Raw genomic sequence first — 24,401 nt, 5'->3', positions numbered from 1 at the left:
TTAAAATGACCATTGGTTGGCATTTTGATAATACGTATTCAAAGTTATCAAATACTTTTAAAGAAAATATTAAACCAACTCCTGTTCATGATCCTGAATTAGTAATTTTAAATGAGGAACTAGCGTCTACTTTAAATTTAGATTTTTCAAAAACTGAAAAAAAAAAATTAGCAGAAATATTTTCTGGAAACTCTATACCGGAAGAAACTAATACCATTGCACAAGCATATGCGGGTCATCAATTCGGACACTTTACTATGTTAGGAGATGGTAGAGCAGTTTTATTGGGTGAGCATTTAGTTAATAATGACAATCGTTTTGATATTCAGTTTAAAGGTTCAGGAAGAACTTCTTTTTCTAGAGGGGGTGATGGAAGAGCAGCACTAGGACCTATGCTAAGAGAATATATTATCAGTGAAGCGATACATTCACTAAATATTCCGACTACTAGAAGCCTTGCTGTAGTAAAAACAGGAGAAAAAGTTGTAAGAGAAAATCTTTTACAGGGTGCTATATTAACAAGAGTTGCATCAAGTCATCTTCGAGTCGGAACATTTCAATATATTGCTGCAACTCAAAATATTGAAAATTTAAATACTTTAGTCAACTACACTATAAACAGACATTATCCAGAAATTAAAACATCAAATTCAAAAGCATTAGACTTGTTAAATCTTGTTATGGAAAAGCAATGTCAGCTTGTAATCAATTGGATGCGAGTTGGATTTATTCATGGGGTTATGAATACTGATAATATGGCAATTTCAGGTGAAACTATTGATTACGGTCCTTGTGCATTTATGGACCATTATGATCCAAAAACTGTCTTTAGCTCAATCGATAAGTTTGGAAGATATGCCTTTTCTAATCAACCGCCAATTACAAAGTGGAATTTAGCAAGATTTGCTGAATGTTTGATCCCTCTAATTGATAAAGATGAAGATACTGCAATAAAATTAGCTACAGATTTAATAGATAATTTCCAAAATATTTATGAGGATAAGTGGTTAAATATGATCAGAGATAAGCTTGGTCTATTTGGTGAGGAAAAAAATGATAAAAAATTAATTAATGATTTGTTTAATTGGATGGAAAAAAATAAAGCAGATTACACAAATACTTTTTGTCATTTAATGGGTATTAATTCTGAAGAAGTTTACAAAAATGTTGAATTTATCAATTGGAAAAATGAATGGAAAAAAAGATCTGAGTTAAATAATTCAACTAAGGAAAAACAAATCAATCTTATGAAAAAAAATAATCCAACTGTTATTCCTAGAAATCATAAAGTAGAGGAAGCCTTAGCTGAAGCAGATAAAGGAGGTTTAGATAAAATGAAAAAATTATTAGCTATTTTAAAAAATCCTTATGACAATCAAAATAATATTCAGGAATATCAAACGCCTGCTCCATCAAGCAATGAAAAATATCAAACTTTTTGTGGAACTTGAAATTATAAAACGTAAGGCTCTGGCCTAGCTGATTTACCCAAAACTCTTTCAACTGCAAAATCACTTATATCAATTGTTTGGTATGATCCTGTTGTGATTAATTCAGTTAAGGCCCTACCGATACCTGGTGCCTGCATTAAGCCTCGTCCGGTAAACCCAGATGCCATGTATACATTCTCATATTTTGGATGTTTACCAACTACTGCATTATTATCCAATCTATTACAATCATAGTAACCTGCCCATCCACCAGTTAACTTTAATTCCTCAAAAGCAGGTATTCGTTTAGCTAGAGCTGGCCAGACTAATTCTTCAAAGTCATTCCAGGCTGGTTCTAAATCTTCTGCGTCGAATACAGAAATAGGTGAGCCTGCTAAATATTCTCCTCCTTCTGGTCTCCAATAAACACCCGTTGTTAAATCTCCACTTAGTGGCATCTCTTTTATATATGTTGGGCATTTTACTCTAAACACGGTATGCTTTTGAGGAACAACAGGAATATCCTCTAACAATTCTTTTGTCCAACAACCAGCCGCAGAAACAATTGTTTTGGCATTTATTTCAGAAATACTTTTTACTTCACCCTTAATAAATTCTGCTCCAAGCTCTATAGCTTTACTTTTAAGAGCGCTATGAAACATAAATGGATCAATCCATCCTTCGCTTTGGTTATCTGTATAGGTTGCTGTTTCAATTCCCTCACTATTAACATAAGGAAAAACTTTTGATAATTCTGAGCCTTTAATATTTTTTGTTCCTGCATCACAATCTTTATGGTTTTCTAATGCTCTATATTGCTCTTCAGCATGTTCAGGGCCAAACATTAAAAGATATCCATTGGTTACCATACTAGCTGTTGGATTAGGATTTTTTTCTGTTTTTAATAATTCTGGTATTTGAAAAATAAATTCTCTTGCAAATTTTCCTAATAAAATATTTTCTTTTTGGAAAAATTGTCTTCTAAAACCTCCTAGAGATAATGGGAATGAAGCTGTTTTATAAGTAGGATCTCTTTCAATGACTTTTACTTTTCTACCTTCTTTGGATAAAAAATAAGCAGTTGCCGCCCCTATTATTCCACCACCAATTACTACAACATCATCCATATCTAATTTAATATAATTAAGCTTGTATTCAGAATTAGTGCAAAGCTACACCAAAGTAAATATGGAATCATTAAGTAGGCGCTCAACATCTTGACGCGTTTAAACCTTAAAATTAAGTTAATTATCAATGCTATTAGAATGATTAAAACTAATAAAGCCAAGACCATATTGTGAAAAACAAAAAAAACTACACTCCAAGTTGTATTGAAAATTAAATGAATGAAGTAAATATAAACAGTATTCATATCTCTATTTTTAGTATGCCAATAAAGCCATATAGAGAAAGTCATCATTAAATAGAGAGATGTCCAGACAGGACCAAATATCCAATCTGGAGGATTAAAAGTTGGTTTATTTAATAGTGAGTACCAAGGTTCTTTAAATGTAATTGTAGACAAACCTCCAATGAATGAGGCAGAGAATGTAATAGCAAGAAACAAAAGAAATGTTAAAAATTTGTTTTTAAGCATATTAAATATATACATAACAAAAAATGAGTAAAAAAACTATTTGGATTACCGGAGGAAGTACTGGCATTGGTAAAGCTTTAGCAATTAAGTTTGCAGCCATGGGATGGAACGTTGTTATATCTGCAAGACGAGCTGAATTATTGAATGAGCTTTCAAATTCTTATGAAAATATTTCAGGTTTTCCTTTAGATGTGACTGACAAAGAAAAGTGTAAAGAAGTATTTAATGAAATTAAAAACAAATTTAAAAATATAGATATTTGTTTTTTTTCAACAGGAACATGGGATCCAAAAAAAGAGAAAGAAATAGATGTCGAGCAAATGGAAGACGTATTTAAGGTAAATTTTTTTGGAACAGTTAATTGTATTAAAGCTGTTGAACAGTACTTTAGAGATAAAAAAAAAGGAATAATAACTATTGTGTCATCAATTGCGGGATATAGAGGATTACCTAATTCAACTGGATATGGACCATCAAAGTCGGCATTAAATAACTTAGCTGAAAGTTTGTACTTTGATTTTAAAAGACACAATGTACGTGTTTGTTTAGTGTCTCCTGGTTTTATTAAAACTCCAATGACAGATAAAAATGATTTTAAAATGCCTTTTTTAAAAACACCCGAGTATGCAGCAGATCAAATTTTTGAAGGTTTAGTAAACAAAAATACATTTGAAATACATTTTCCAAAATCACTTACAATAACATTAAAGCTGCTTAGTTTTTTACCAAGTAAAATTTATTTTGGATTAGTTGGAAAACTCACAAAATATCAAAAAAAATAGTTAATCTTTTACAAATACAACTGTTAATTCTGCTACTTTAAAACCAAACTTTGTCATAGTTGCTCTATTTATTGCAACTCTATCATCTTGTTTAAAAATCCAATCATCAAAAGTGATTTTTATCTCTTTACCTTTGACTGGGACTAATAAAACATATTCAAATTTAAATGCAGGTCCATAAGAATAACCTTTTGCTTTACCAACAACATCGCCTGCTGTCCCTTCATAATTGTTTTCATCAATTTTATTTATTTTCCATTCTCGGTCTTGAACTTCACCATCATCCCAATTAAATTTTTCTTTAAGAATTAGCTGCTTTCCATCCCAAGTTCCATTTAAGTCTGCAGAAAATTGCCTTGTAACTTTTCCTGATCTATTTTGTAAAACACCCCAAGCCTTAACATTTCCAGATAAATATTCTTCAATGATTAATCTCGGTTCTTTATTTTTAAAATCTTCTGGTTTCATAGCGCTATTATTCGAGCAACTTGTAATTAAGAATAATAAAATTATCAACGAAATTGGCTTAATAATTTTTATATGTCGCATAAATATCTCCATTATTTTATTTATTTTGCATTGAAAACTGGATTAGATCTATATTTTTTGACTTAAATCCTGCTTCACAATAAGAAAGGTAAAACTCCCACATTCTTTTAAATGTTGAGTCAAAACCTTGATTTTTTATTAAATCCCATTTTTTTAAAAACTCATTTCTCCATATAGCCAATGTATTTGCATAATGATCAGCGTAAGAAATATATGAATTAACAGTTAAACCGTTGTCAGAAACGTATCGATTAATGCTATTTTTATTTGGCAAAAAACCACCTGGAAAAATATATTTTTGAATAAAATCTTGTTTGTTTTTATATCTATCAAATAACCTATCATCGATAGTAATTGCTTGAATAGCTGCTTTGCCACCATCAGATAAGTTATTTTTAATAGTTTTAAAATAACCCTCTAAATAATTTTGACCAACTGCCTCAATCATCTCTATAGAAGCAATTGAATTGTATTTGCCTTTAAGATCTCTGTAATCTTTTATTTCAATATTTACTTTTTCGTTTAAACCACAATTAAAAATTCTTTCTTTTGCGTATTCAAATTGTTTTTTTGATATTGTAATACAGTCTAGTTTAACATCGTATTTTTTACCTAGATACTCGGCAAAACCTCCCCAACCACATCCTATTTCTAAAATTTTGTCACCATTATTTGGTTTAATTAGATCAATTAATTTTTGATATTTGTTATTTTGAGCATCGGATAGATTTTTTGATTTATCATCAAAAATAGCGCTAGAGTATGTAAGTGTGTCGTCTAACCAAAGAGAAAAAAAATCATTACCTAGATCATAATGTCTAGCAATATTTGCTTTGCTTCTACTTTTTGTATTTTTAATAATTTTATTTTTTACAAAATTAATTATTGGAAAATCAAGAAGGCCTGAGAATTTATGTATTACTTCTATATTTCTTGCAGTTAATTCGATTAAATTTGATAAGTTATTAGTTTCAAATTCACCTCTCATGTAGCTCTCAGCAAATCCAATACTACCACCTCTAATTAAATTATAATTAAAATCTGGTTTTTTGATTGAAATATCTGCATGCAATTTTTCATTTGGATTTCCAAACTTTAAAACTTTTCCGTCATGTGTAGTAAGCTCTAGATAACCATATTTTATTTTATTAAGAAATTTAAAAACTAATTTATCTGCAGTGTTATTTAAAAACATTAATTTTCTACTGTTATATTATTTTTAATTTTAAATTTTTTCTTAATTAATTTAATTCCTTTAAACCACAATTTAAACGCTTCAAAATGTATCGCAGAGATAATTTTAAATGTCATTAAAGGGTGTTTAAGATAAGAATTCATTAAGTTTTTACTTGTCAAAGCAGATCTTTCACCATCTTGAGATGCAAAAAGAATTTTTCCTTCTTGATCATATTGATCAATTACAACTGACAACTTCTGGTCTGGATTTAATATTCTAAAAAAATAATTACAATCCATTTCAATGAATGGTGAAACATGAAATTTTTTTGAGCAATTATTTTGAATTAATTTATTTTGTCCCTCAACTTTAAAAACATATGTGTGTTGCTCACCAAATGTATTTTTAACCTCATATAATATAGAAATTAAATTATCATTATTATCGTATACAAAAAAAATACTTAGTGGATTAAAAACATAACCAAATATTCTTGGATAGCATAAAAGTTTAACTTTTATGTTGTCTGTACTAATTTCGTTATTAATAAGATTTTTTTTTACCCACTCAAAAAGAGATGACCCATCACGGTCACCATGATCTTTTTCGTAAAAACTAATAAGATTAAATTTATTTAATGAAAAAAATTTTAATTTATTATTAAGCTCATTTAACTCCGAGAGATCAATGAAAAGTGAAAATACTTTATATTTAAAAAAATGTTCTTTTGGTTTAAATCTCTTATGGATTACGTTTCCATTATATATACAAGAACTAATCATTAAGGTTTTTCAGCATTTCGAGAGATGATTTTATTCCATCTTCATGAAATCCGTAACCAAAATAACTGCCACAAAAAAGTAAATCTTTTTGATTTTGTATTTTAATAAGCTCTGATTGAGCATCTAATGCTTTTTGATCGTAATATGGATGTGTAAATTTTACTTTTTTCAATATTTTTTTCTCATCAATATTGAAGTAAGGATTTAGTGTTAAGAAAATATTTTCATCACACTTTAAATTTTGCAATAAATTTAACCAGTAGGTTATTGAATTTTTCTCTAAATTCTTTTCATCTATTGATGAATTCCAAGAAGACCAAGCTTTTTTATTTTTTGGCATGGCACGCTGATCTGTATGTATGTAAGCTATATTTTCTTTGTAGCTAAAATTCGAAAGAATATTTCTCTCATCCTCAGTTGGATTTTCTATTATCTCTAAGGCCTCATCAGCATGTGTTGCCAAAATAACCTTGTCGTAATCAAAAAATTCACTTTCTCCACCATAATATAAATCTAGTCCTGACATTTTTCTTTTTATTTTTGTAACTTTATAATTTTTATAATGTTCCCCACTTAATTGTGAAATTATTTTACTAACATAGGTTCTGCTTCTATTGGTTACTGTGTACCACTGTGGTCTATTTTTCAATTTAAACAAACCATGATTTTGGAAAAATCTAAGAAAAAAACTAATTGGCATTTTGCTTGCTTCATAAGGGGGCATAGACCAAATTGCAGATACCATTGGTATTATATGATAATCAACAAATGTTTCAGATAATTTATTAATTTTTAAATATTCACCTAAGGTAATTTTGTCATTGGATATGATTGCTTGATCACTTTTTTTATAAAATTTAATTATATCAAAAAACATTTTTAAGAAATCAATGTTAAATAGATTTGATTTATTGCAGAAAATCCCACTCAATCCTTTTCCACAATATTCAAATTTCGTATTATCTACTGAAACTGAAAAAGACATGTTGCTTTTTTCAATTTGAATATTATTTTCCTTAAAAAAATTAATTAAATTTGGATAAGTTTGAAAATTAAAAACAATAAAGCCAATATCAACTGATACTTTTTTTTCATCAAAAAACAAATCTATAGTATGAGAATGTCCACCAAAATGGTCTTCTCTTTCGAAAAGATCTACATGATGTTTTTTAGATAAATAATAAGCAGCACTCAGTCCAGAAATACCTGACCCAACGACAGCAATTTTCATTAATTATTATGCTGCATCTTCTTTAAACTCATCCATACTTGGACAAGTACAAAAAATATTTTTATCTCCATACACGTTATCAACTCTTGCAACCGGAGGCCAAAATTTATTTGCTTTTAAGAATTTTGCAGGATATGCAGCTTGCTCTCTTGAATATTTATGATTCCATTCATCTGAAGCTAATTCAATATCGGTGTGAGGTGCATTTTTAATAGGGTTATCTACTTTGTCAAACTTACCTGACTTAACCATATCTATTTCCTCTTTTATGCTAATCAATGTGTCACAAAATCTATCCAGTTCAGATAAACTCTCACTCTCTGTTGGTTCAATCATCATTGTTCCAGCAACTGGCCATGACATTGTTGGCGCATGAAATCCATAATCAATTAATCTTTTAGCTATATCTTCTTCTGAAATACCTGTTTCGCTTTTAATTGATCTAATATCAATAATACACTCATGAGCAACATTACCATTTGAACCTTTATAAAGAATTGGGTAATGGTCTTTTAATCTATTTGCTATGTAATTTGCATTTAGGATTGCAATTTGTGTTGCAAGTTTTACACCTTCGGATCCCATCATCTTAATGTACATCCAAGAAATTGATAAAATACTTGAGCTTCCCCAAGGAGCTGCTGAAACGGCACCTATTCCACTTGCAGGTCCACAATCTTTTACGACTGGATGATTAGGCAGATAAACTTGTAAATGTCTTTTACATGCGATAGGTCCCATTCCAGGTCCTCCTCCACCATGTGGAATACAAAATGTTTTATGCAAATTTATATGACAAACATCAGGACCAAAATTTCCTGGTTTTGCAACTCCAACAAGTGCGTTTAGGTTTGCTCCATCCATATAAACTTGACCACCATGTTCATGAATTACTTCGCATATATCTTTAATTTTTTCCTCAAATACGCCATGGGTTGATGGGTAAGTTACCATTAATGCACCAAGATTGTCTGAATGCAATTCTGCTTTTTTCTTTAAATCCTCAAAATCAACATTTCCTTCTTTGTCACAATCAACAACGACAACTTTCATTCCAACCATCTGTGCACTTGCTGGATTAGTTCCATGTGCTGAGCTTGGAATTAAACATATATTTCTATTTTCATCCCCTCTATCTAAATGATACTTTCTTATTACCATTAAGCCAGCATACTCACCTTGGGCTCCCGCATTTGGCTGAAGTGAAACACCAGAAAAACCTGTAATAGATCTTAACCAATTTTTAAGATCTGTGAACATTTCTCTATATCCCTCCATCTGTTCGACAGGTACGAATGGGTGGGGCTCAGCCAATTCTCTCCAAGAAATAGGTATCATTTCTGCAGTAGCATTTAATTTCATAGTACATGAACCTAGAGCAATCATTGTTCTATTAAGAGCTATATCCTTATCCTCTAACTTTTTAAGATATCTAAGCATTTCTGTCTCTGAATGATATGAATTAAAAACAGGGTGTTCTAAATATTTTGAAGTTCTTAATAAATTTTTTGGTAGATTTGGTAAACTAACAGTTGGATCCTCTTTTTTTATTGACTCTGCAGCATTAAATATTTTTAGTAATTGGTTTACTCTATAAACATTTTTTCTTTCATCGAAAGAAACAGCCAGCATTTCTGAATTTACTTTTCTAATATTAACTTTTTGGTCTAAAGCATTTTTGAAAATCTGATCTGTCTTTTCTTTGGTTATAATAGTTACAGTATCAAAAAAATAATCTGAGTGTAATTCATATCCAGATTGTTTTATTTTATCTGCAAAATTTTTTGCTAGTTGAGATACTCTTTCGGAAATACTTTTAATTCCATCAGGGCCGTGATAAATGGCATATGCTGCTGAAACAATCGCTAGTAAGGCTTGAGCAGTACAAATATTACTTGTAGCTTTGTCTCTTCTAATATGTTGCTCTCTAGTTTGTAATGACAATCTATAGGCCTGGTTTCCATGCCTGTCCACTGAAACCCCAACAATTCTACCTGGCATAGATCGTTTGTATTCATCTTTTGTTGCAAAAAAAGCTGCATGAGGTCCTCCATAACCCATTGGAATACCAAATCTTTGGGAACTACCGACTGCAATATCTGCTCCAAGCTCTCTTGGTGTTTTTAGCATAGAAAGTGCAAGGAGATCACAAACTAAAATTGCTTTTCCATTTTTTTTATGAATTTTACTTATGGCCTCACTAGGATCTTTAATATCACCTAAAGTTCCTGGATATTGTAAAACTCCGCAAACAATATCTTCTTTTAACTGCTCTAGAACTTTATCCTCGTTTCCAACAAGTACTTTAAGACCCATTGGCTCTGCTCTAGTTTGAATAACGTCAATTGTTTGTGGGTGGCAGTTCTCTGAAACAAAAACTAAATTACTATCACTTTTATTAAGTCTATGACTCAAACCCATAGCTTCGGCAGCTGCTGTTCCTTCATCAAGTAAAGACGCGTTTGCTATATCCATTCCTGTAAAATCAACAATCATTTGTTGAAAGTTTAATAGCATCTCTAATCTACCTTGTGCTACTTCAGGCTGATAAGGTGTGTATGATGTGTACCATCCAGGATTTTCTAATATATTTCTTAAAATTACATATGGTGTGTAGGTTCCATAATAACCCATGCCTATAAAATTTGAGTAAATTTGGTTTTTTTTTGAAATTGCTTTTAATTTTCTTAAAGCTTCATATTCTGAATTTGGTTCACCGATATTTAATTCACCTTTAAACTGAATCTTTTCTGGTATGGTACTATTAATAAACTCATCTAATGACTTAAAGTTAAGATCTTTAAGCATTTTTTCTTGGTCCTTTTCAGATGGACCTATGTGTCTTCTAATAAAATCTTTTTGTGAATTATGTAGCATTAGCTTGATGTCTCCTTTGCAAATTTATCGTATTCTTCTTTGTTCATTAAATTATCTAGCTCAGATGTGTCTTTAATTTTCAATTTAAAAAACCATGCACCACCTTCAGGGTCCTCATTGATTTTGGCAGGATCATCTACTATAGACTGATTGGTATCTACCACTTCACCACTAACTGGAGTATAAACATCACTAGCAGCTTTCGTAGATTCTACTACTCCTGCAGTACCATCTTTTTCAACATTAGATCTTTTTTCAGGAAGTTCTGCAAAAACTATGTCTCCAAGCATTTCTGTTGCATGTTTTGTAATTCCTATTGTGGCTACATCTCCCTCTAAAGTAATCCACTCATGTTCTTTAGAAAATTTTACTTCACTCATTAATTTACTCCTTTCACATAATTTTTCTTATAAAATGGTAATGCGCAAATATTTGCTGGATGTTTTTTTCCTCTTACCTCAAGCAAAATTTTTGTATCAACCTTTGAAAACTCTTTATCAACATAACCCATCGCTATAGGACCGTTTACACTTGGTCCAAACGTTCCACTAGTTATCTCACCAATTTGTTTATCTGTATCATTAAATATTTTAGTTTTTTCTCTTGCAATCAGTCTACCCTCAGGCTTAATCCCTACTCTTATTTGGCTTGCTCCATCTTGCATTTGGTTCATTATTTTTTTCGATCCAATAAAACCTCCATTTGATAATCTAGATTTTGAGATTGCCCATCTAAGGTTTGCCTCAACTGGTGTTATATTAATATCTAATTCATGACCATATAAACATAATCCGGCTTCTAATCTCAAGGTATCTCTTGCCCCAAGTCCTATAAGTTGTGCTCCCTTTTCTATTAAATTTTCAACAAATTTTTCAGCTTTATCGTTAGAAATTGAAATTTCAAATCCATCTTCCCCTGTATAACCTGATCTTGTGACAAATAATTTTTGATTATCAGAATCAAACCAATTTCCTGTCATAAAATTTAGTTGATCAACCCCATTTATAATTGAGTTTAAAATTTCAACAGATTTAGGTCCTTGAATTGCTATTAAAGATCTATTGTTATCTAAATTCATTTTAAATTTTGAACCTAGTAAATTGGATAAAATATCATAATCTTTATCTTTGCATGCAGCATTTAAGATAATTAAATATCCCTCCTCTATTTTTGTGATAATTAAATCATCATAAATTCCAGCATCTTCATTCATTAAAAAACTATACTTAGAGCAGTTTTGTTTTAGATTTTTTAAATCTAATGGAAAAATCTTTTCTAATTCTTCTGTTAAACTTTCATTACCGTATATAAATAATTGACCCATATGAGATACATCAAATATTCCAGAATTCGATCTTGTGAATTTATGTTCTTCAATAATACCTTTGCTATATTGAATGGGCATTTCGTAACCAGCGAATTCAACAAACTTAGCGTTGTTACTTTGATGAAGTTTATTTAGCGATGTTTTTTTTATTTCCATATTAACTCTTCTGTGCCCCCTCTGTCTTGGTGCCTGAGAGATTTGCTCCTTCGGCGAGAATAATTCTCTTTCCAGAGTTAATATGTACGGTCCTTTTGCCTGAGAGTTTCCGGGGTGGTTGCTCCTTCGGCGCTACAAAAGTAGTCTCTCCCGTATATAAATTTATAGCATATTTAAAATGTTTATGTGAAATTTATTTTGCTACCTTTTTGACAAGTAATGGAGATAAAAACTGTATAACCACTGCTGTTATAACTACCGCTCCACCAAAAAGCACTGTAAGTGGCGGGTTTTCGTTTGCAAACATCCATGCCCACATGGGTCCTAAAACAGCTTCAGTTAACATAATTATTCCAACAAATGCTGAGGGAGTTGATCTTGCTCCAATTGTTATAAGTATAAAACCAAGTCCAACTTGAAAAAATCCTGCAATAAAACCTAAAAATATATCATTTGTTGAAACAATAATACTTGGTGACATAAACAAACCTATTAATGTTGCAAAAATTCCTGCAACAAGTTGTAAAGGTATCATGTCAACTTTTGGATATTTTCTAACAATTAAAATTAAGATCGCAAATGAAATTGGCATAATAAATGCAACTAAGTTTCCAGTCATTTGACCTGGTGTTAGTGAACTTCCTAACATTAAAATAATACCAAAGACTGCTGTAATGATGCAAGTTAATGTAATTTTTGAAATTTTTTCTTTTAAAAATACATAACCAAAAATTGCTAAAAACAAAGCTTGAGTTTGTATTATAAAGTTTGCATTAGCTACTGTTGTTTCATACATAGCAAATACATAGCTAGCAAATCCAATGGATAAAATTATACCTCCAAATAAACCTGGAATTCCAGATTTATAAAGAGCACTAAAAATTTTTCCTTTGTAAGTAAAAATTAAAAAAATTGTAATTACTCCAATAAAGAAAAGTGATCTCCAAAATAATATTTGCCAAAGTGTAGATCCGTCAAAAGACTTAACAATTAAACCTCCAAAACTTAATGCACAAGCTCCTAAAAAAACTAAAAAAGGACCTGGTATTTTTGATAAAAAATTCATTAAATTTGTGATAGTAAATTTTGAGTTTCCATTTCATATAACTTAAATAAAGTCTCTGCATCAGATAAATTAATCTCTTTAAATTTAATTTTTGAACCAGGAGACATCTGTACTAATCGGTCATAATCGACACTAGCTACAACTCCAATTTTTGGATAACCACCGATAGTACCATGATCTGAAAGCATTATTATTGGATTTCCATCTGTCGGTACTTGAATTACACCTTTAATCAAACCCTCTGATTTTATGTTAGTATTAACAATATTATCAATTTTAGGTCCCTCTAGTCTCATACCCATTCTGTCTGAAAGTTTCGATACTGTGAATTCCTTTTCATAAAATATTTTTTTACCTTCTTCAGAAAAGTAATCAAAGTTGGTGCCTTTGATCACCCTTATGTTTTCTATTTTGGTATTAATATAATTAATTTTTTTAATATCCTTATTTGAATTTATTATTTTTAAATTAATTCTTTGCCCTACATCTAATTTTTTTCCATCATTAGATCCGATATTAGCTTTCGTGTTTATAGAACAACTATTCCATTGAAATTTTAAATCAAGTTCACCGCCTAATGCCAAATATCCATAAACTGATTTATTTGTAGAAATGATATTGATTTCATCTCCATTTTCAATTTGATAGCTTTCGTAACAATTACCTTCAATTTCAGTATCTTTTCTTTTAATTGAAAAAATTACATCCCCAGTAACAGCAAAGTTAATTTTTTCTCCTGAATATTTTAAATGTGGACCTTGATATGCAAACTCTATAACTGCAGAGTCTAAATTATTATTAACAAGTTTGTTAGCCATATGATAATTTCGACTATCCATAGCACCACTAAATGGAATGCCAATATGATTAAGATGATCCCTGCCTTTATCTTGAAAGGTAGTATTAATTCCAGGTCTGATTATATCTAGATAATTACTACTCATTATAATTTTTATACTGATCAAGAGTAATTTCCTTGAAAATTACTGTATCACCTGGGTTAATTAGGTTTGGTTTATCTTCTTTTGAACTATCAAAAACATCCAAAGGGGTATTTCCTAAAATATTCCACCCACCTGGGCTTTCAAATGTGTAAATATTTGTAAATTGCTCTGTTAACGCAACAGATCCTTTAGGCACTTTTACTCTTGGAGTTTCTAAACGTTGAGCTCGCATATTATTATCTAAGTCACCAAGAAAAGGCATACCAGCAATAAACCCTGTCATATAACAAAAATATTCCTTATTTAAAAAATTCTCTAAAATTTTTTCTCTACTTAATTTTAATATTTCTTCCAATCTCTTTATATCCATTGAAAAATTTTCATGACAACAAACTGGTATTTCCAATTTTTTAGAATTTGTATCTTGTGAATCCTCAGCATCAATATTTTCAACATAATTTTTAACTTTTTTAAAATTTGTTTTTTTAAGATCGTAAGAAATAATTAATTTATTATACGAAGGTGTTAAATTATTTATCCCTTCAAATTTTTTTTCTTTTATGGTTTTAAAATATTTTATTACTTGTGAATTAATTGATTTATTAACTTCATTACCAAAATCACAGTACAAAGCTGCGTCACCAAGATTTGATATATTTTTTATCATGTCATGTTATACTTAACATTATAGACTATGGAAATTAATATAAATTGTGATTTAGGAGAAAAATCAAAACATCATTCAAATAAGTATGATCCAGATTTACTAGAAATAGTTAATTCTGCAAATGTAGCGTGTGGTTATCATGCAGGCGATGATGAATCAATGAATCAAGTGGTTCAAATTTCAAAAAAAAATGGTGTTAGTATTGGAGCACATCCGTCGTTTAATGATCCTGAAAATTTTGGAAGACAAAGAATGAATCTTGCACCAAATGAAGTAAAGCAATTGATAATTGATCAATATGAAATTCTTCAAAAAATTGCTCAAGATTATGGGGAAAATGTCACTCATATAAAACCACACGGTGCTTTAAACAATATGGCTTGTGAAGATATAGATTTAGCTACAACTTTAGCAAAAGTCATAAATGATATTAATAAAGATTTAATTTATCTGGTTCCTACAGGATCTAAAATGGAAGAAGCAGGTAAAAAACTAAACATGCGTATTGCTTGTGAAATTTTTGCTGATAGAAACTATGAGGATGATGGTAATTTGGTTTCTAGAAAAAAACCACACGCTCTTATTACTGATCCAGAGGAAGCTAAAAAACATGTGTTAAATATGGTTAAAAATCAGTCACTTAATTGTCACAGTGGGAAGCAGATACCTTGTGAAATTGATTCTGTATGCATACATGGAGATAATGTTAGTTCGCTGGCTACTGCAAAATCTATAAAAAAAAATTTAGTAGATAACGGGCTAACTTTAAAACCTTTAACTAAAATGGAGAAATTTAAATAATGATAAGAAATACATTAATTACTTTTTTTTTATTAATTCTTTTATCTGCTAATTCATATTCTGCAGGTTCTAGTTCTGGTTCAGATTCCAATAGTACTAGTGCTAATCATTACAGCAAAGCTGTAAAATTAGTAAAAGCAGCAAAAAAATATGAAAATGATGGTAAGGTGGAGAAAGCAAATAAAAGATATATGAAAGCTTTAAAGCTTTTAATTAAATCAAATAAAAGCAAACCAAATAAAGCAGATACATTAAACTACTTAGGTTTTACAACAAGGAAACTCGGAGATTTTGAAACTGGAGAAAAATATTACCTACAAGGTCTTGCAATTGAACCAAATCATATAGGTATTAATGAATATTTAGGTGAACTTTATGTTGCAACAAACAGAATTGATTTAGCTAATGAAAGATTAAAAATTTTAGAAAGTTGTAACTGTAAAGAATACGATAGTTTAAAACAAATTATTGCTGGTACAAAAAAATCAAAATACTAATTAATGTTTTGAACCATTTGTTGCGGCATCCATAAAGCAATTTCTGGAAAGATAACAACGAGAATTACTGCAAGGATCATTAACATAAACAATGGGAATGCACTCCTTGCAATAAATCCCATGTCTCTATTGGCCATTCCTTGCAAGACAAATAAATTAAATCCTACAGGTGGAGTAATTTGAGCCATCTCAACTACAATTACTAAAAATATTCCAAACCAAATCATATCAAAACCAGCCTGTCTAATCATTGGTTCAATGATTGCCATTGTTAATACTACTGCTGAAATTCCATCAAGAAACATTCCAAGAATAATATAAAAAATCATTAATACAAAAATTAATACATAGGGAGATAACTCCATATTTTGTATCCAGATAGCTAGATTTCTTGGAAGACCAGTAAATCCCATAGCTAATGATAAGAATGTAGAGCCAGCTAAAATAAAAGCAATCATACAAGATGTTTTAGTTGCTCCTAATAATGATTGTTTAAATGTTTCAATGGTTAAGCTTTTTTGAAAGTAAGATAAAATTAAAGCCCCTACTACACCTAAAGAAGCAGCCTCAGTTGCTGTTGCAACTCCAGTGTATATTGATCCAATCACAGCTGATATTAAAATAATTACTGGTAATAATTGTTTTGATTTTCTTATTTTTTCTAGAAAGGAAAATTTTTCCACGTACTTTGGCATGCTTTTTTTATTTATTAGAGACCATATAATCACGTAAGACATAAATATAAGTGCAATCATTATCCCTGGAATAATTCCTGCAATAAATAGCTTTGCTATAGACTCCTGAACAGTTACTCCATAAATTATTAGTATTATTGAAGGAGGTATAAGAAGTCCTAAGGTTCCTGAACCTGCTAGACTGCCTAACAAAATTTTTTCTGGATATTTTCTTTTTCTTAATTCTGGGATGGACATCTTGCCTACTGTTGCAACAGTTGCTGCTGAAGAGCCTGATATTGCTGCAAAAAGTGCACAACCAACAACATTTACATGAATTAATCCACCTGGTAATTCTTGCATCCATGGTGATAGTCCAGCAAATAAATTTTCAGATAACTTTGTCCTAAACAATATTTCACCCATCCAAACAAACAATGGCAAAGCTGTTAATGTCCATGATGATGAAGTTCCCCATATCGTAGTTGCCATGGCATCTCCAACTGGTCTTGAAGTAAATAACATCATCCCAATTGTTGAAACCCCTATCATACTTATCGCTACCCAGATGCCAGATCCAAGAAAAAATAAAAGTACACTAATGAAAAATATAATGAGAAATATTTCAGTCATTCTTACTTAAAATTGTTAAAATAAATGTATGTAAAACAGCTATAAAAAAAATTAAAGATCCGATAGCAACACTAGTTTGAGGAATCCATATTAAGATCTCATCTGCACCTTCGCTTCTCTCTTGAAAATCATAAGAGATTAATAACATTTTCCATAAGTAAAAAGACAAATAGCCTGAAAAAATTGTTGCTACAATCAAGCACCAAATTTCTAAAAATTTTTTGTAGGATGAAGAGGCTTTTTCTAAGAAAAGTGTAATTCGAATATGTCCACCTTCAACAAAGGTAAACGCTAATGCATAGAAGGAAGCCGCAGCCATGCAGTAACCTGAGTACTCAGCTAAACCTCTTATGTAAAAACCAAAAATCCTTGATGAAATTCCAATTAAAATAAAAACTGCAACAAGTATTAAAAAAAAAGCAGCTATGTATCCTGAAAATTTATAGAGCTTATTTAGATTGTTATTTATTGATTGAAACATTTAATAAAAAGGCCAACTTACTACAAGTTGGCCTTTTTTTTAAGACTATTTATTTGTAAGCAGATAAAACTGCAGCACCTCTGTCTCCAGCTTTTGCTTTCCATTCTTCAGACATTGTTGCTCCAACTTTTTCAAAATGTTTTTTCAAAGCTGAATTAACTTCGCCAACTTCCATTCCAGCGTCAGCTAAAGCTTTCTTGTCTCCAGTATTACCTTGTTTAGATAATTCCCAACCTTTTTCCTCAGCAATTGCTGCTTGGTTCATTACTAAATCTTGAGTTGCTTTATCAAGTTTATTCCAAGCGGCTTTGTTAGCTATAATCATATTTTTTGGAAACCATGCTGCTATATCGTAAAAATATTTAACACCATTTTCCCAAATCTTGCTGTTTTTCCCAGTTGTTGGTGAAGTAATCATACTCTCCACGGCACCTGTAGAAAATGCTTGGCTTATTTCAGCTGCTTCAATTTTAGTTGGTGCCATTCCTGTTAACTCCGCAATTCTGATTGTTGCAGAATTGTATGCTCTAAATTTTAATCCATTTAGATCACCAACTTTTTTAATTTGCTTTTTACTGTAAAGTCCTTGTGCAGGCCACGGCACTGCATAAAGAAATACCAATCCTTTTTCATCAAGACTCTTAACAATATATGGCTTTGAAGCTTCATATAATTTCATAGCATCATCATAAGAACTTGCTAAGAAAGGCAATGAGTCAATTTCATATAAAGGATCTTCTTTTCCAAGAGCTGACATAAATCTTTCACCGATAGGCGCTTGACCTGTTCTTACAGCTCTGAAAATTTCACCACCTTTAAACAATGAACCACCTGGGTGAGTAACAATTGTAAGTTTTCCACCACTTTTTTCAGTTACATTCTTTGCAAATTCTGTTGCATTAGCAGAATGAAAGTTTCCAGCACCATAAGCAAGTGCCATATCCCATTTTTCAGCTAAAGAAACGTTTGCAAATAACAATACTGAAGTAATTATAGATATAAATAATTTCAATAATTTCATTTATCCTCCTTTTTAAAATAAACATTTAATTATCTCTCAGAGATTAAATCAATAAAATTATCATTATGGTCTCATTGAAAATTTGTCAGATTATACTATTATAATGTTATCTTGATTGAAGAACTCATAATTTTAACTAATATAATTTTTATCACAATTATATTAACAGCAGATAATGCAGTGATAGTCGGATCTATTGCCTCAAATTTTGTACCAAAAAATAGAAAACAAATAATTCTTTGGGGTGTAATTGGAGCTTTTGTTTTTAAAATTTTTTTTGCGATCTTTGCAACTTTTTTGTTTGAATTTTATTTTATAAAAATTTTAGGCGGTTTGTTGCTAATCTGGATAGTAAATGATTTAAGAAAAGACTTACTAGATATTAAAAAAGTAAAAACTGTTTCAAAAAAAACAAAAGAACCTTCATACATTAGCAGTATTGGAAAAGTTTTATTTGCAGATATCATGATTAGTTTTGATAATGTAATTGGTGTTGTCGCTGCAGCAAAAGGATATTTTGGATTTATGATATTTGGACTTATGTTGTCAGTTGTTTTAACTGGTGCTTTAGCAACATATATGGCTAATTATATACAGAGACATATTTGGATAGCCTATATCGGCTTAGTATTTATCTTAATCGTTGGTCTGCAATTAGTAATTGGAGGATTGGTTGATCTTGAAATACTAAATATTAATGAAGAATTTAAAAAATATTTTTAAAATCTATACAATAGTTTGAAAATACTCATTAAAGAGGTGCTTATTCAATGCTAAAAGGACTATTTTGTCATTGAATATTAATCATATTCATAATTAAATTACCTTTTTATAAATTGTTAACAATATAGAGGAAGATAATGAGAAAACTATTTATTGCTGTATTTATGTTTGTATCAAGTTTTGGTTCAAATGTAATAGCAGACGGACATTCGATTAAAATGGGGATCATTCTGGGGTTCACAGGCCCTATTGAATCTCTAACTCCAGCTATGGCTGCATCAGCAGAGCTTGCATTTAAAGAAGCTTCTGATTCGGGTTCGCTATTAGGTGGGAAAAAAATTGAGCCAGTAAGAGCAGACTCAACTTGTGTTGACTCAGCAGCAGCGACAGCTGCAGCTGAAGGACTAATTTCAGGTGGTGTGGCTGCAATTATGGGAGCAGACTGTTCAGGTGTAACTGGTGCGATTGCATCAAACGTTGCTGTACCAAATGGTGTAGTAATGATTTCACCTTCAGCAACTTCTCCAGGATTAACAACTTTAGATGATAATGGATATTTCTTTAGAACTGCTCCATCAGATGCTAGAGGTGGTCAAATTTTGGCAGATATTACAAAAGATAGAAAAGTTAAAAGTGTAGCAATAACTTACACAAATAATGACTATGGAAAAGGTTTAGCTGATGTTTATAAAGCAGCAGTTGAAGCTCATGGTATTAAAGTTACAACTGTAACTGCTCACGAAGATGGAAAAGCAGATTATTCATCTGAAGTAGCAACTCTTGCTTCTGCTGGTGGTGATGCTGTAGCAGTTATTGGTTACCTTGACCAAGGAGGAAAAGGTATCATTCAAGCCTCTTTAGACTCAGGTGCATTTGATAAATTTATTTTATCAGATGGTATGATTGGTCAATCTTTAGTTGATGCTTTTGGTAAAGATTTAAGTAAATCATTTGGATCAATGCCAGGTTCTACTGGCAAAGGTGCTGGTGTATTTGCGGAAGTTGCAAAAGCTGGTGGTATTGACTCATCAGGACCATACACAGGTGAATCTTATGATGCGGCTGCTTTAATCGTATTGGCAATGCAAGCAGGAAACTCTGCTGATAGAGCGTCTATTGCAAAACATGTGATGGAAGTTGCTAACGGTCCTGGAAAAAAGATTTATCCAGGTGAGCTTAAGAAAGGTCTAGATTTACTAGCAAAAGGTAAAAAGATTAATTACGAAGGTGCTACTGGAGTAACTTTTACTGAAGTTGGTGAAGCTGAAGGTTCTTTCTTAGAACAAGAAGTTAAAGGCGGAAAATTCAAAACTAAAAAACAAAGATAATTTTTTTTATCTTAATTCAAAAAACCCCAGTAATTTAAGTACTGGGGTTTTTTTTTAAGTCAGCTCTAATAGTAGAAAGAGCTATTATAATTAGAAAAATTAAACATATTAAATTCATAGTTTTCCAGCTAGTTAAGCTAAGAAATACTCCAGCAGACAAACTGGCTATTGCTTGTATAGAATAAACAATCAAATCGTTATAACCTTGAGCTCTAAATTTTTCCTCTTCTCTGTAACACAAAACAAGTAAGCTTGTTCCTGAAATGAATAGAAAATTCCACCCTAGCCCTAGAAAAATAAGCGCAATCATATAGTTAATATAATTCTGTTCAAATAAACTGGTAATAATTGTGACTAGAAACAATAAAACTCCTACATACATAATTTTACTATGACCAAACCTTTTAATTAAATTTCCAGTAACTAGTGAGGGTAAAAACATGGCTGCTATATGAAGCTGAATAACAAATCCAGTCTTGGATAAACTTATTTTTTCCATCAAATGCATACTTATAGGAGTTGCTGTCATTAAAAAAGTCATTACAGCATAGGCAAAAGCTGAAGCTACGAGCGCCTGTAGAAATCTAGGTTGAGAGATGAGATCAAAAAAACTTCTCCCAGTTTTATATTGATTGCTAGATGTCGTTTTTGGTTCCTGATAAAAAATTAAAAATATTGTTGATGAAATAGCTAATATTGCAAGAGCAAGGTAAGAACCTGCATAAATGTGGTCTGAAATAAATCCTTTAGAAATATTTGCAATATTTGGACCAATAAATGCCGAACCTATTCCTGCTAATAAAATTATAGAAATTGCTTTTGGTGCATAATCCTTATCCACAACCTCAACTGCAGCAAAACGATATTGATGACTGAAAGCTATTCCTCCACCAATTAAAAAACATCCTAAATTATATAAGACAAAGCTTTCTATAATTATAGAATATGCTGTTAAAAGAGACGCTAGACTTGTTCCTATTGATGCATAAATAAATCCTAATTTTCGTCCAATTATGCTCATTAGCTTTGCAGCAAAAAATGCAAATAATGCAATTCCAACGACTGATAAAGCCATTGGAAGAGTTGCTAAAGATTTTATTGGACTAAATTTCGAACCAATTATACCACTTAAAAAAACTGTGACTGGGGCAGCTGTAAAAGCAAAAATCTGGCTTAAAATGAGTAACGAAAGATTTTTATTCATTAAAAGAATAAATACTTGTCAGCCATATATAAAGCCCAAGCAGCAGCAGCACCTAATATAATATATTTCATTTGATTTACTTTATTTCTATTTTTTCAGGAAGTATACCTTTAGGACGATACCTCATTATAAATAACAATCCTAACCCCATCAGTAAAAATCTGAAATAAGGAACGCTTTCTATTAAGTGAGCTTTAAGTGCATTTGTTTCAGGAATCCCCGCAGTAAAAAAATTAATTAAAAATAAAGAAATTGGAGCCGCCTCAATCCATAAGAACCAAACAACAAATCCTCCTAAAATAGCTCCAAAATTATTTCCACTTCCGCCAACAATAACCATTACCCAAATCAAAAATGTATATCTCATAGGTCTATAGCTTCCTGGAGTAAATAAACCATCTTGTGTGACCAACATTGCGCCAGCAATTCCAACAATTGCTGATCCCAAAATAAAAATTAGTAAATGTTGTTTAACAACATTTTTACCCATTGCATTTGCAGCTTCCTCATTATCTCTTATTGCTCTCATCATTCTTCCCCAAGGAGAATAAAGAGCTTTTTGAGTTAAGATTAGAAGAATAATTACTACTAACAAGAATAATCCTGAATAACACAGTTTTACAAATACTGATGAACCTTCAATAACAAGTTGATTTAAAGCAGCTTGTCGATCAGCTAAATTCTCTATTACACTTAATTTTCCTGAATTAAACTTTTCAACTAAGCTTATAAACCAATCTGTCGTTTGAAGATCTACCTCATAAGGTGCGGGTCTTTTTAATCCAATAACATTTTTGACCCCTCTTGTGAGCCAATCCTCGTGTTTAATAATTGCAATAACAATTTCAGAAATAAGCAGAGTGGCAATTGCTAAATAATCCGCTCTAAGACCGAGTGCAACTTTTCCAACTATAAAAGCTAAACCACCTGCAAAAAGAGCTCCGACTATCCAAGAAAAAATAATTGGTAATCCAAATCCTCCTAGGAAACCAGTTTTAGCAGGATCAACTGCTTCAATTGCTTCTATACCTGGCTCTGCAGAAAACCTGATAAGCAAAATACCTGAAATTATTATTGTAGCTATGCTGTATGTTCTTATTTTTGATTTTTCAAATCTTTTTAAAACAAAGCGTATAACCAAAACCATTACTACAATCAGCCATAACGACATTAGAATATCAAAACCACCTGCCCTCCAAGCTTCTTGAACAGGGTCAACAGATATCAATACTGCAGCTAAACCGCCTAAAGCTGTATAGCCCATAATTCCAAAATTAATTAGACCAGCGTATCCCCATTGAATATTCGCACCCATCGTCATTACTGCGGAAATCAAACAAAGATTAAATATTGATAAAGCTATATTCCAAGATTGAAATATCCCAACCAAAAGAATAAGCACCATCATTATACTGTAAGCCGCAATTACATTTAAATTTTTTCTCACAATACTTTCCCCTTAAATATTCCTGAAGGCCTGTAAATTAAAACTATTACCAGGATAGAGAACGAGACTGCAAACTTATAGTCTGTAGACAATAGTTGAACTAAACTATTTGGTTCCATACTTTCTGGTAAAATATACATAAAGAATTTTTTATAGGCATAAGTTAGTAAAATTTCTGAAAAAGCAATAACATATCCCCCTAAAAATGCTCCAAAAGGATTTCCAATACCTCCAACTATTGCAGCAGCAAAGATAGGAAGCATATTGTTAAAATAAGTAAATGGTTTAAAGCTTTTATCTAAACCATACAAAGCTCCACCTATTGTAGCCAAAATACCAGCAATAACCCAAGTAACTAAAACTATTTTTTTTGGATCGATACCCGATAGCAAAGCAAGATCTTCATTATCAGAATAAGCTTTCATACTTTTTCCAGTTTTAGTTCTATTTAAAAACCAAAATAATAAAGAGACTAAAACTATAGTTACAAAAATAGTAATCACTTGAGTGGATTTCAGTGCAAGACCTTCGTTTAAACCTGTCATCTCCTTAAATTCACGAGCTTTAATAATGAATTTTTCACCATCAAAAAATCTTCTATCACCAGGTCCAATTATAATTCTGACCACTGCTTGTGTTACAAACATTACACCAATACTCACCATTGCAAATTGAACTGGGGGACTTTTTTGATTTCTGTAATACTTAAAGACAAACTTATCTATTAAAAGCATATAAAATATCATGAAAATTATTCCAAAAGGAATAGCCAATAAAGCAGTAGGTAAAACACCTAAAGAAACACCTAAAGATTGAAAATACCATGTAAATAAAATCGTTGCCATAGTCCCAAAAGACATCATGTCACCAGTTGCGAAGTTTGCAAATCGTAAAATTCCATAAATAAGTGTTACAAATATTGCACCTAGTGCTAACTGAGAACCATAAGTTAATGCAGGAATGAAAATATAATTTAATAAAAGAATTATTGCATTTACAAAATCCAT

General features: G+C 31.0%; 24 protein-coding genes and 1 riboswitch. Of the genes, 6 read left to right on the top strand and 18 right to left on the bottom strand.

Annotation, left to right across the window (positions count from 1 at the left end; genetic code table 11):
• The first annotated feature begins 5 nt into the window (after positions 1 to 5).
• On the top strand, positions 6 to 1,451 hold the full coding sequence (locus ACTT9R_RS06075; protein ID WP_440927114.1) for a protein adenylyltransferase SelO: 1,446 nt from the start codon (positions 6 to 8) through the stop codon (positions 1,449 to 1,451).
• 2 nt (positions 1,452 to 1,453) lie between these two features.
• Here ACTT9R_RS06075 and ACTT9R_RS06070 read toward each other — a convergent pair whose 3' ends face one another.
• Together ACTT9R_RS06070 and ACTT9R_RS06065 are read right to left on the bottom strand one after the other, a co-directional pair.
• Positions 1,454 to 2,557: an NAD(P)/FAD-dependent oxidoreductase gene (locus tag ACTT9R_RS06070; RefSeq protein ID WP_440908175.1), complete on the bottom strand. Its 1,104-nt coding sequence runs from the start codon at positions 2,555 to 2,557 to the stop codon at positions 1,454 to 1,456.
• 2 nt (positions 2,558 to 2,559) lie between these two features.
• The gene (locus tag ACTT9R_RS06065; protein WP_440927113.1) at positions 2,560 to 3,027 is read right to left on the bottom strand and encodes a TspO/MBR family protein; all 468 of its coding nucleotides are present in this window, start codon (positions 3,025 to 3,027) and stop codon (positions 2,560 to 2,562) included.
• Between the two features lie 23 nt (positions 3,028 to 3,050).
• Here ACTT9R_RS06065 and ACTT9R_RS06060 point away from each other — a divergent pair, with 23 nt between their 5' ends.
• The gene (locus tag ACTT9R_RS06060; protein ID WP_440927112.1) at positions 3,051 to 3,809 is read left to right on the top strand and encodes an SDR family NAD(P)-dependent oxidoreductase; all 759 of its coding nucleotides are present in this window, start codon (positions 3,051 to 3,053) and stop codon (positions 3,807 to 3,809) included.
• Here ACTT9R_RS06060 and ACTT9R_RS06055 read toward each other — a convergent pair whose 3' ends face one another.
• The 10 genes from ACTT9R_RS06055 to ACTT9R_RS06010 form a co-directional block, all read right to left on the bottom strand.
• On the bottom strand, positions 3,810 to 4,358 hold the full coding sequence (locus ACTT9R_RS06055; protein ID WP_440927154.1) for a DUF3833 domain-containing protein: 549 nt from the start codon (positions 4,356 to 4,358) through the stop codon (positions 3,810 to 3,812).
• 16 nt (positions 4,359 to 4,374) lie between these two features.
• Positions 4,375 to 5,553, bottom strand: a complete 1,179-nt coding sequence (locus tag ACTT9R_RS06050; protein ID WP_440927111.1) for a class I SAM-dependent methyltransferase — start codon at positions 5,551 to 5,553, stop codon at positions 4,375 to 4,377.
• On the bottom strand, positions 5,553 to 6,317 hold the full coding sequence (locus tag ACTT9R_RS06045; protein WP_440927110.1) for a DUF1365 domain-containing protein: 765 nt from the start codon (positions 6,315 to 6,317) through the stop codon (positions 5,553 to 5,555). Before ACTT9R_RS06045 ends, ACTT9R_RS06050 begins: the two co-directional genes overlap by 1 nt.
• On the bottom strand, positions 6,310 to 7,548 hold the full coding sequence (locus ACTT9R_RS06040) for an NAD(P)/FAD-dependent oxidoreductase (RefSeq protein ID WP_440927109.1): 1,239 nt from the start codon (positions 7,546 to 7,548) through the stop codon (positions 6,310 to 6,312). Before ACTT9R_RS06040 ends, ACTT9R_RS06045 begins: the two co-directional genes overlap by 8 nt.
• 6 nt (positions 7,549 to 7,554) lie before the next feature.
• Positions 7,555 to 10,425, bottom strand: a complete 2,871-nt coding sequence (gcvP, locus tag ACTT9R_RS06035; RefSeq protein ID WP_440927108.1) for an aminomethyl-transferring glycine dehydrogenase — start codon at positions 10,423 to 10,425, stop codon at positions 7,555 to 7,557.
• A complete protein-coding gene (gene gcvH / locus ACTT9R_RS06030; protein WP_440927107.1) occupies positions 10,425 to 10,805 on the bottom strand; it encodes a glycine cleavage system protein GcvH in 381 nt (126 codons plus the stop codon). Before gcvH ends, gcvP begins: the two co-directional genes overlap by 1 nt.
• On the bottom strand, positions 10,805 to 11,908 hold the full coding sequence (gene gcvT / locus ACTT9R_RS06025) for a glycine cleavage system aminomethyltransferase GcvT (RefSeq protein WP_440927106.1): 1,104 nt from the start codon (positions 11,906 to 11,908) through the stop codon (positions 10,805 to 10,807). The genes gcvH and gcvT overlap by 1 nt, the downstream gene beginning before the upstream one ends.
• A gap of 77 nt (positions 11,909 to 11,985) precedes the next feature.
• A riboswitch (glycine riboswitch) is annotated at positions 11,986 to 12,071 on the bottom strand.
• A gap of 30 nt (positions 12,072 to 12,101) precedes the next feature.
• Positions 12,102 to 12,974, bottom strand: a complete 873-nt coding sequence (locus tag ACTT9R_RS06020) for a DMT family transporter (RefSeq protein ID WP_440927105.1) — start codon at positions 12,972 to 12,974, stop codon at positions 12,102 to 12,104.
• A complete protein-coding gene (locus ACTT9R_RS06015) occupies positions 12,974 to 13,918 on the bottom strand; it encodes a biotin-dependent carboxyltransferase family protein (protein WP_440927104.1) in 945 nt (314 codons plus the stop codon). Before ACTT9R_RS06015 ends, ACTT9R_RS06020 begins: the two co-directional genes overlap by 1 nt.
• Entirely contained in the window at positions 13,911 to 14,585 is a 675-nt protein-coding gene (locus ACTT9R_RS06010) for an allophanate hydrolase subunit 1 (protein ID WP_440927103.1), read from the bottom strand. Before ACTT9R_RS06010 ends, ACTT9R_RS06015 begins: the two co-directional genes overlap by 8 nt.
• Positions 14,586 to 14,612: 27 nt before the next feature.
• Here ACTT9R_RS06010 and ACTT9R_RS06005 point away from each other — a divergent pair, with 27 nt between their 5' ends.
• Both ACTT9R_RS06005 and ACTT9R_RS06000 read left to right on the top strand, forming a co-directional pair.
• A complete protein-coding gene (locus tag ACTT9R_RS06005) occupies positions 14,613 to 15,386 on the top strand; it encodes a 5-oxoprolinase subunit PxpA (RefSeq protein WP_440927102.1) in 774 nt (257 codons plus the stop codon).
• Positions 15,386 to 15,883, top strand: a complete 498-nt coding sequence (locus ACTT9R_RS06000; protein ID WP_440927101.1) for a tetratricopeptide repeat protein — start codon at positions 15,386 to 15,388, stop codon at positions 15,881 to 15,883. Before ACTT9R_RS06005 ends, ACTT9R_RS06000 begins: the two co-directional genes overlap by 1 nt.
• Here ACTT9R_RS06000 and ACTT9R_RS05995 read toward each other — a convergent pair.
• Genes ACTT9R_RS05995 through ACTT9R_RS05985 form a run of 3 tightly spaced genes read right to left on the bottom strand, consistent with a single transcriptional unit; the run spans position 15,880 to position 18,692 of the window.
• Entirely contained in the window at positions 15,880 to 17,190 is a 1,311-nt protein-coding gene (locus ACTT9R_RS05995) for a TRAP transporter large permease (protein WP_440927100.1), read from the bottom strand. The genes ACTT9R_RS06000 and ACTT9R_RS05995 overlap by 4 nt on opposite strands.
• Positions 17,183 to 17,671 carry a TRAP transporter small permease gene (locus ACTT9R_RS05990; RefSeq protein ID WP_440927099.1) on the bottom strand — a complete coding sequence of 163 codons (489 nt, stop codon included), beginning with the start codon at positions 17,669 to 17,671 and terminating at the stop codon, positions 17,183 to 17,185. The genes ACTT9R_RS05995 and ACTT9R_RS05990 overlap by 8 nt, the downstream gene beginning before the upstream one ends.
• A 49-nt stretch (positions 17,672 to 17,720) precedes the next feature.
• On the bottom strand, positions 17,721 to 18,692 hold the full coding sequence (locus ACTT9R_RS05985; RefSeq protein WP_440927098.1) for a TRAP transporter substrate-binding protein: 972 nt from the start codon (positions 18,690 to 18,692) through the stop codon (positions 17,721 to 17,723).
• Positions 18,693 to 18,803: 111 nt separating this feature from the next.
• Between ACTT9R_RS05985 and ACTT9R_RS05980 the strand changes: the two genes are divergently transcribed.
• Both ACTT9R_RS05980 and ACTT9R_RS05975 read left to right on the top strand, forming a co-directional pair.
• Complete coding sequence (locus ACTT9R_RS05980) at positions 18,804 to 19,415, top strand: TerC family protein (RefSeq protein ID WP_440927097.1); 612 nt, start codon at positions 18,804 to 18,806, stop codon at positions 19,413 to 19,415.
• Positions 19,416 to 19,552: 137 nt separating this feature from the next.
• Complete coding sequence (locus ACTT9R_RS05975; protein WP_440927096.1) at positions 19,553 to 20,743, top strand: ABC transporter substrate-binding protein; 1,191 nt, start codon at positions 19,553 to 19,555, stop codon at positions 20,741 to 20,743.
• Between the two features lie 34 nt (positions 20,744 to 20,777).
• On the opposite strand, the gene ACTT9R_RS05970 is transcribed toward ACTT9R_RS05975, so the two are convergent.
• From ACTT9R_RS05970 to ACTT9R_RS05960, 3 genes are all read right to left on the bottom strand, one after another.
• Entirely contained in the window at positions 20,778 to 21,947 is a 1,170-nt protein-coding gene (locus tag ACTT9R_RS05970; protein WP_440927095.1) for an MFS transporter, read from the bottom strand.
• A gap of 76 nt (positions 21,948 to 22,023) precedes the next feature.
• Entirely contained in the window at positions 22,024 to 23,355 is a 1,332-nt protein-coding gene (locus ACTT9R_RS05965) for a branched-chain amino acid ABC transporter permease (protein ID WP_440927153.1), read from the bottom strand.
• A 35-nt stretch (positions 23,356 to 23,390) separates the two neighbouring features.
• Positions 23,391 to 24,401 carry a branched-chain amino acid ABC transporter permease gene (locus ACTT9R_RS05960; RefSeq protein WP_440927094.1) on the bottom strand — a complete coding sequence of 337 codons (1,011 nt, stop codon included), beginning with the start codon at positions 24,399 to 24,401 and terminating at the stop codon, positions 23,391 to 23,393.

The sequence above is a fragment of the Candidatus Pelagibacter sp. genome (genome assembly GCF_052049835.1).
In the GTDB taxonomy this organism is placed as follows: Bacteria; Pseudomonadota; Alphaproteobacteria; order Pelagibacterales; family Pelagibacteraceae; genus Pelagibacter.
The sequence above is the reverse complement of the archived record's forward strand: the minus strand, read 5'-3'. Positions and strand labels throughout refer to the sequence as shown.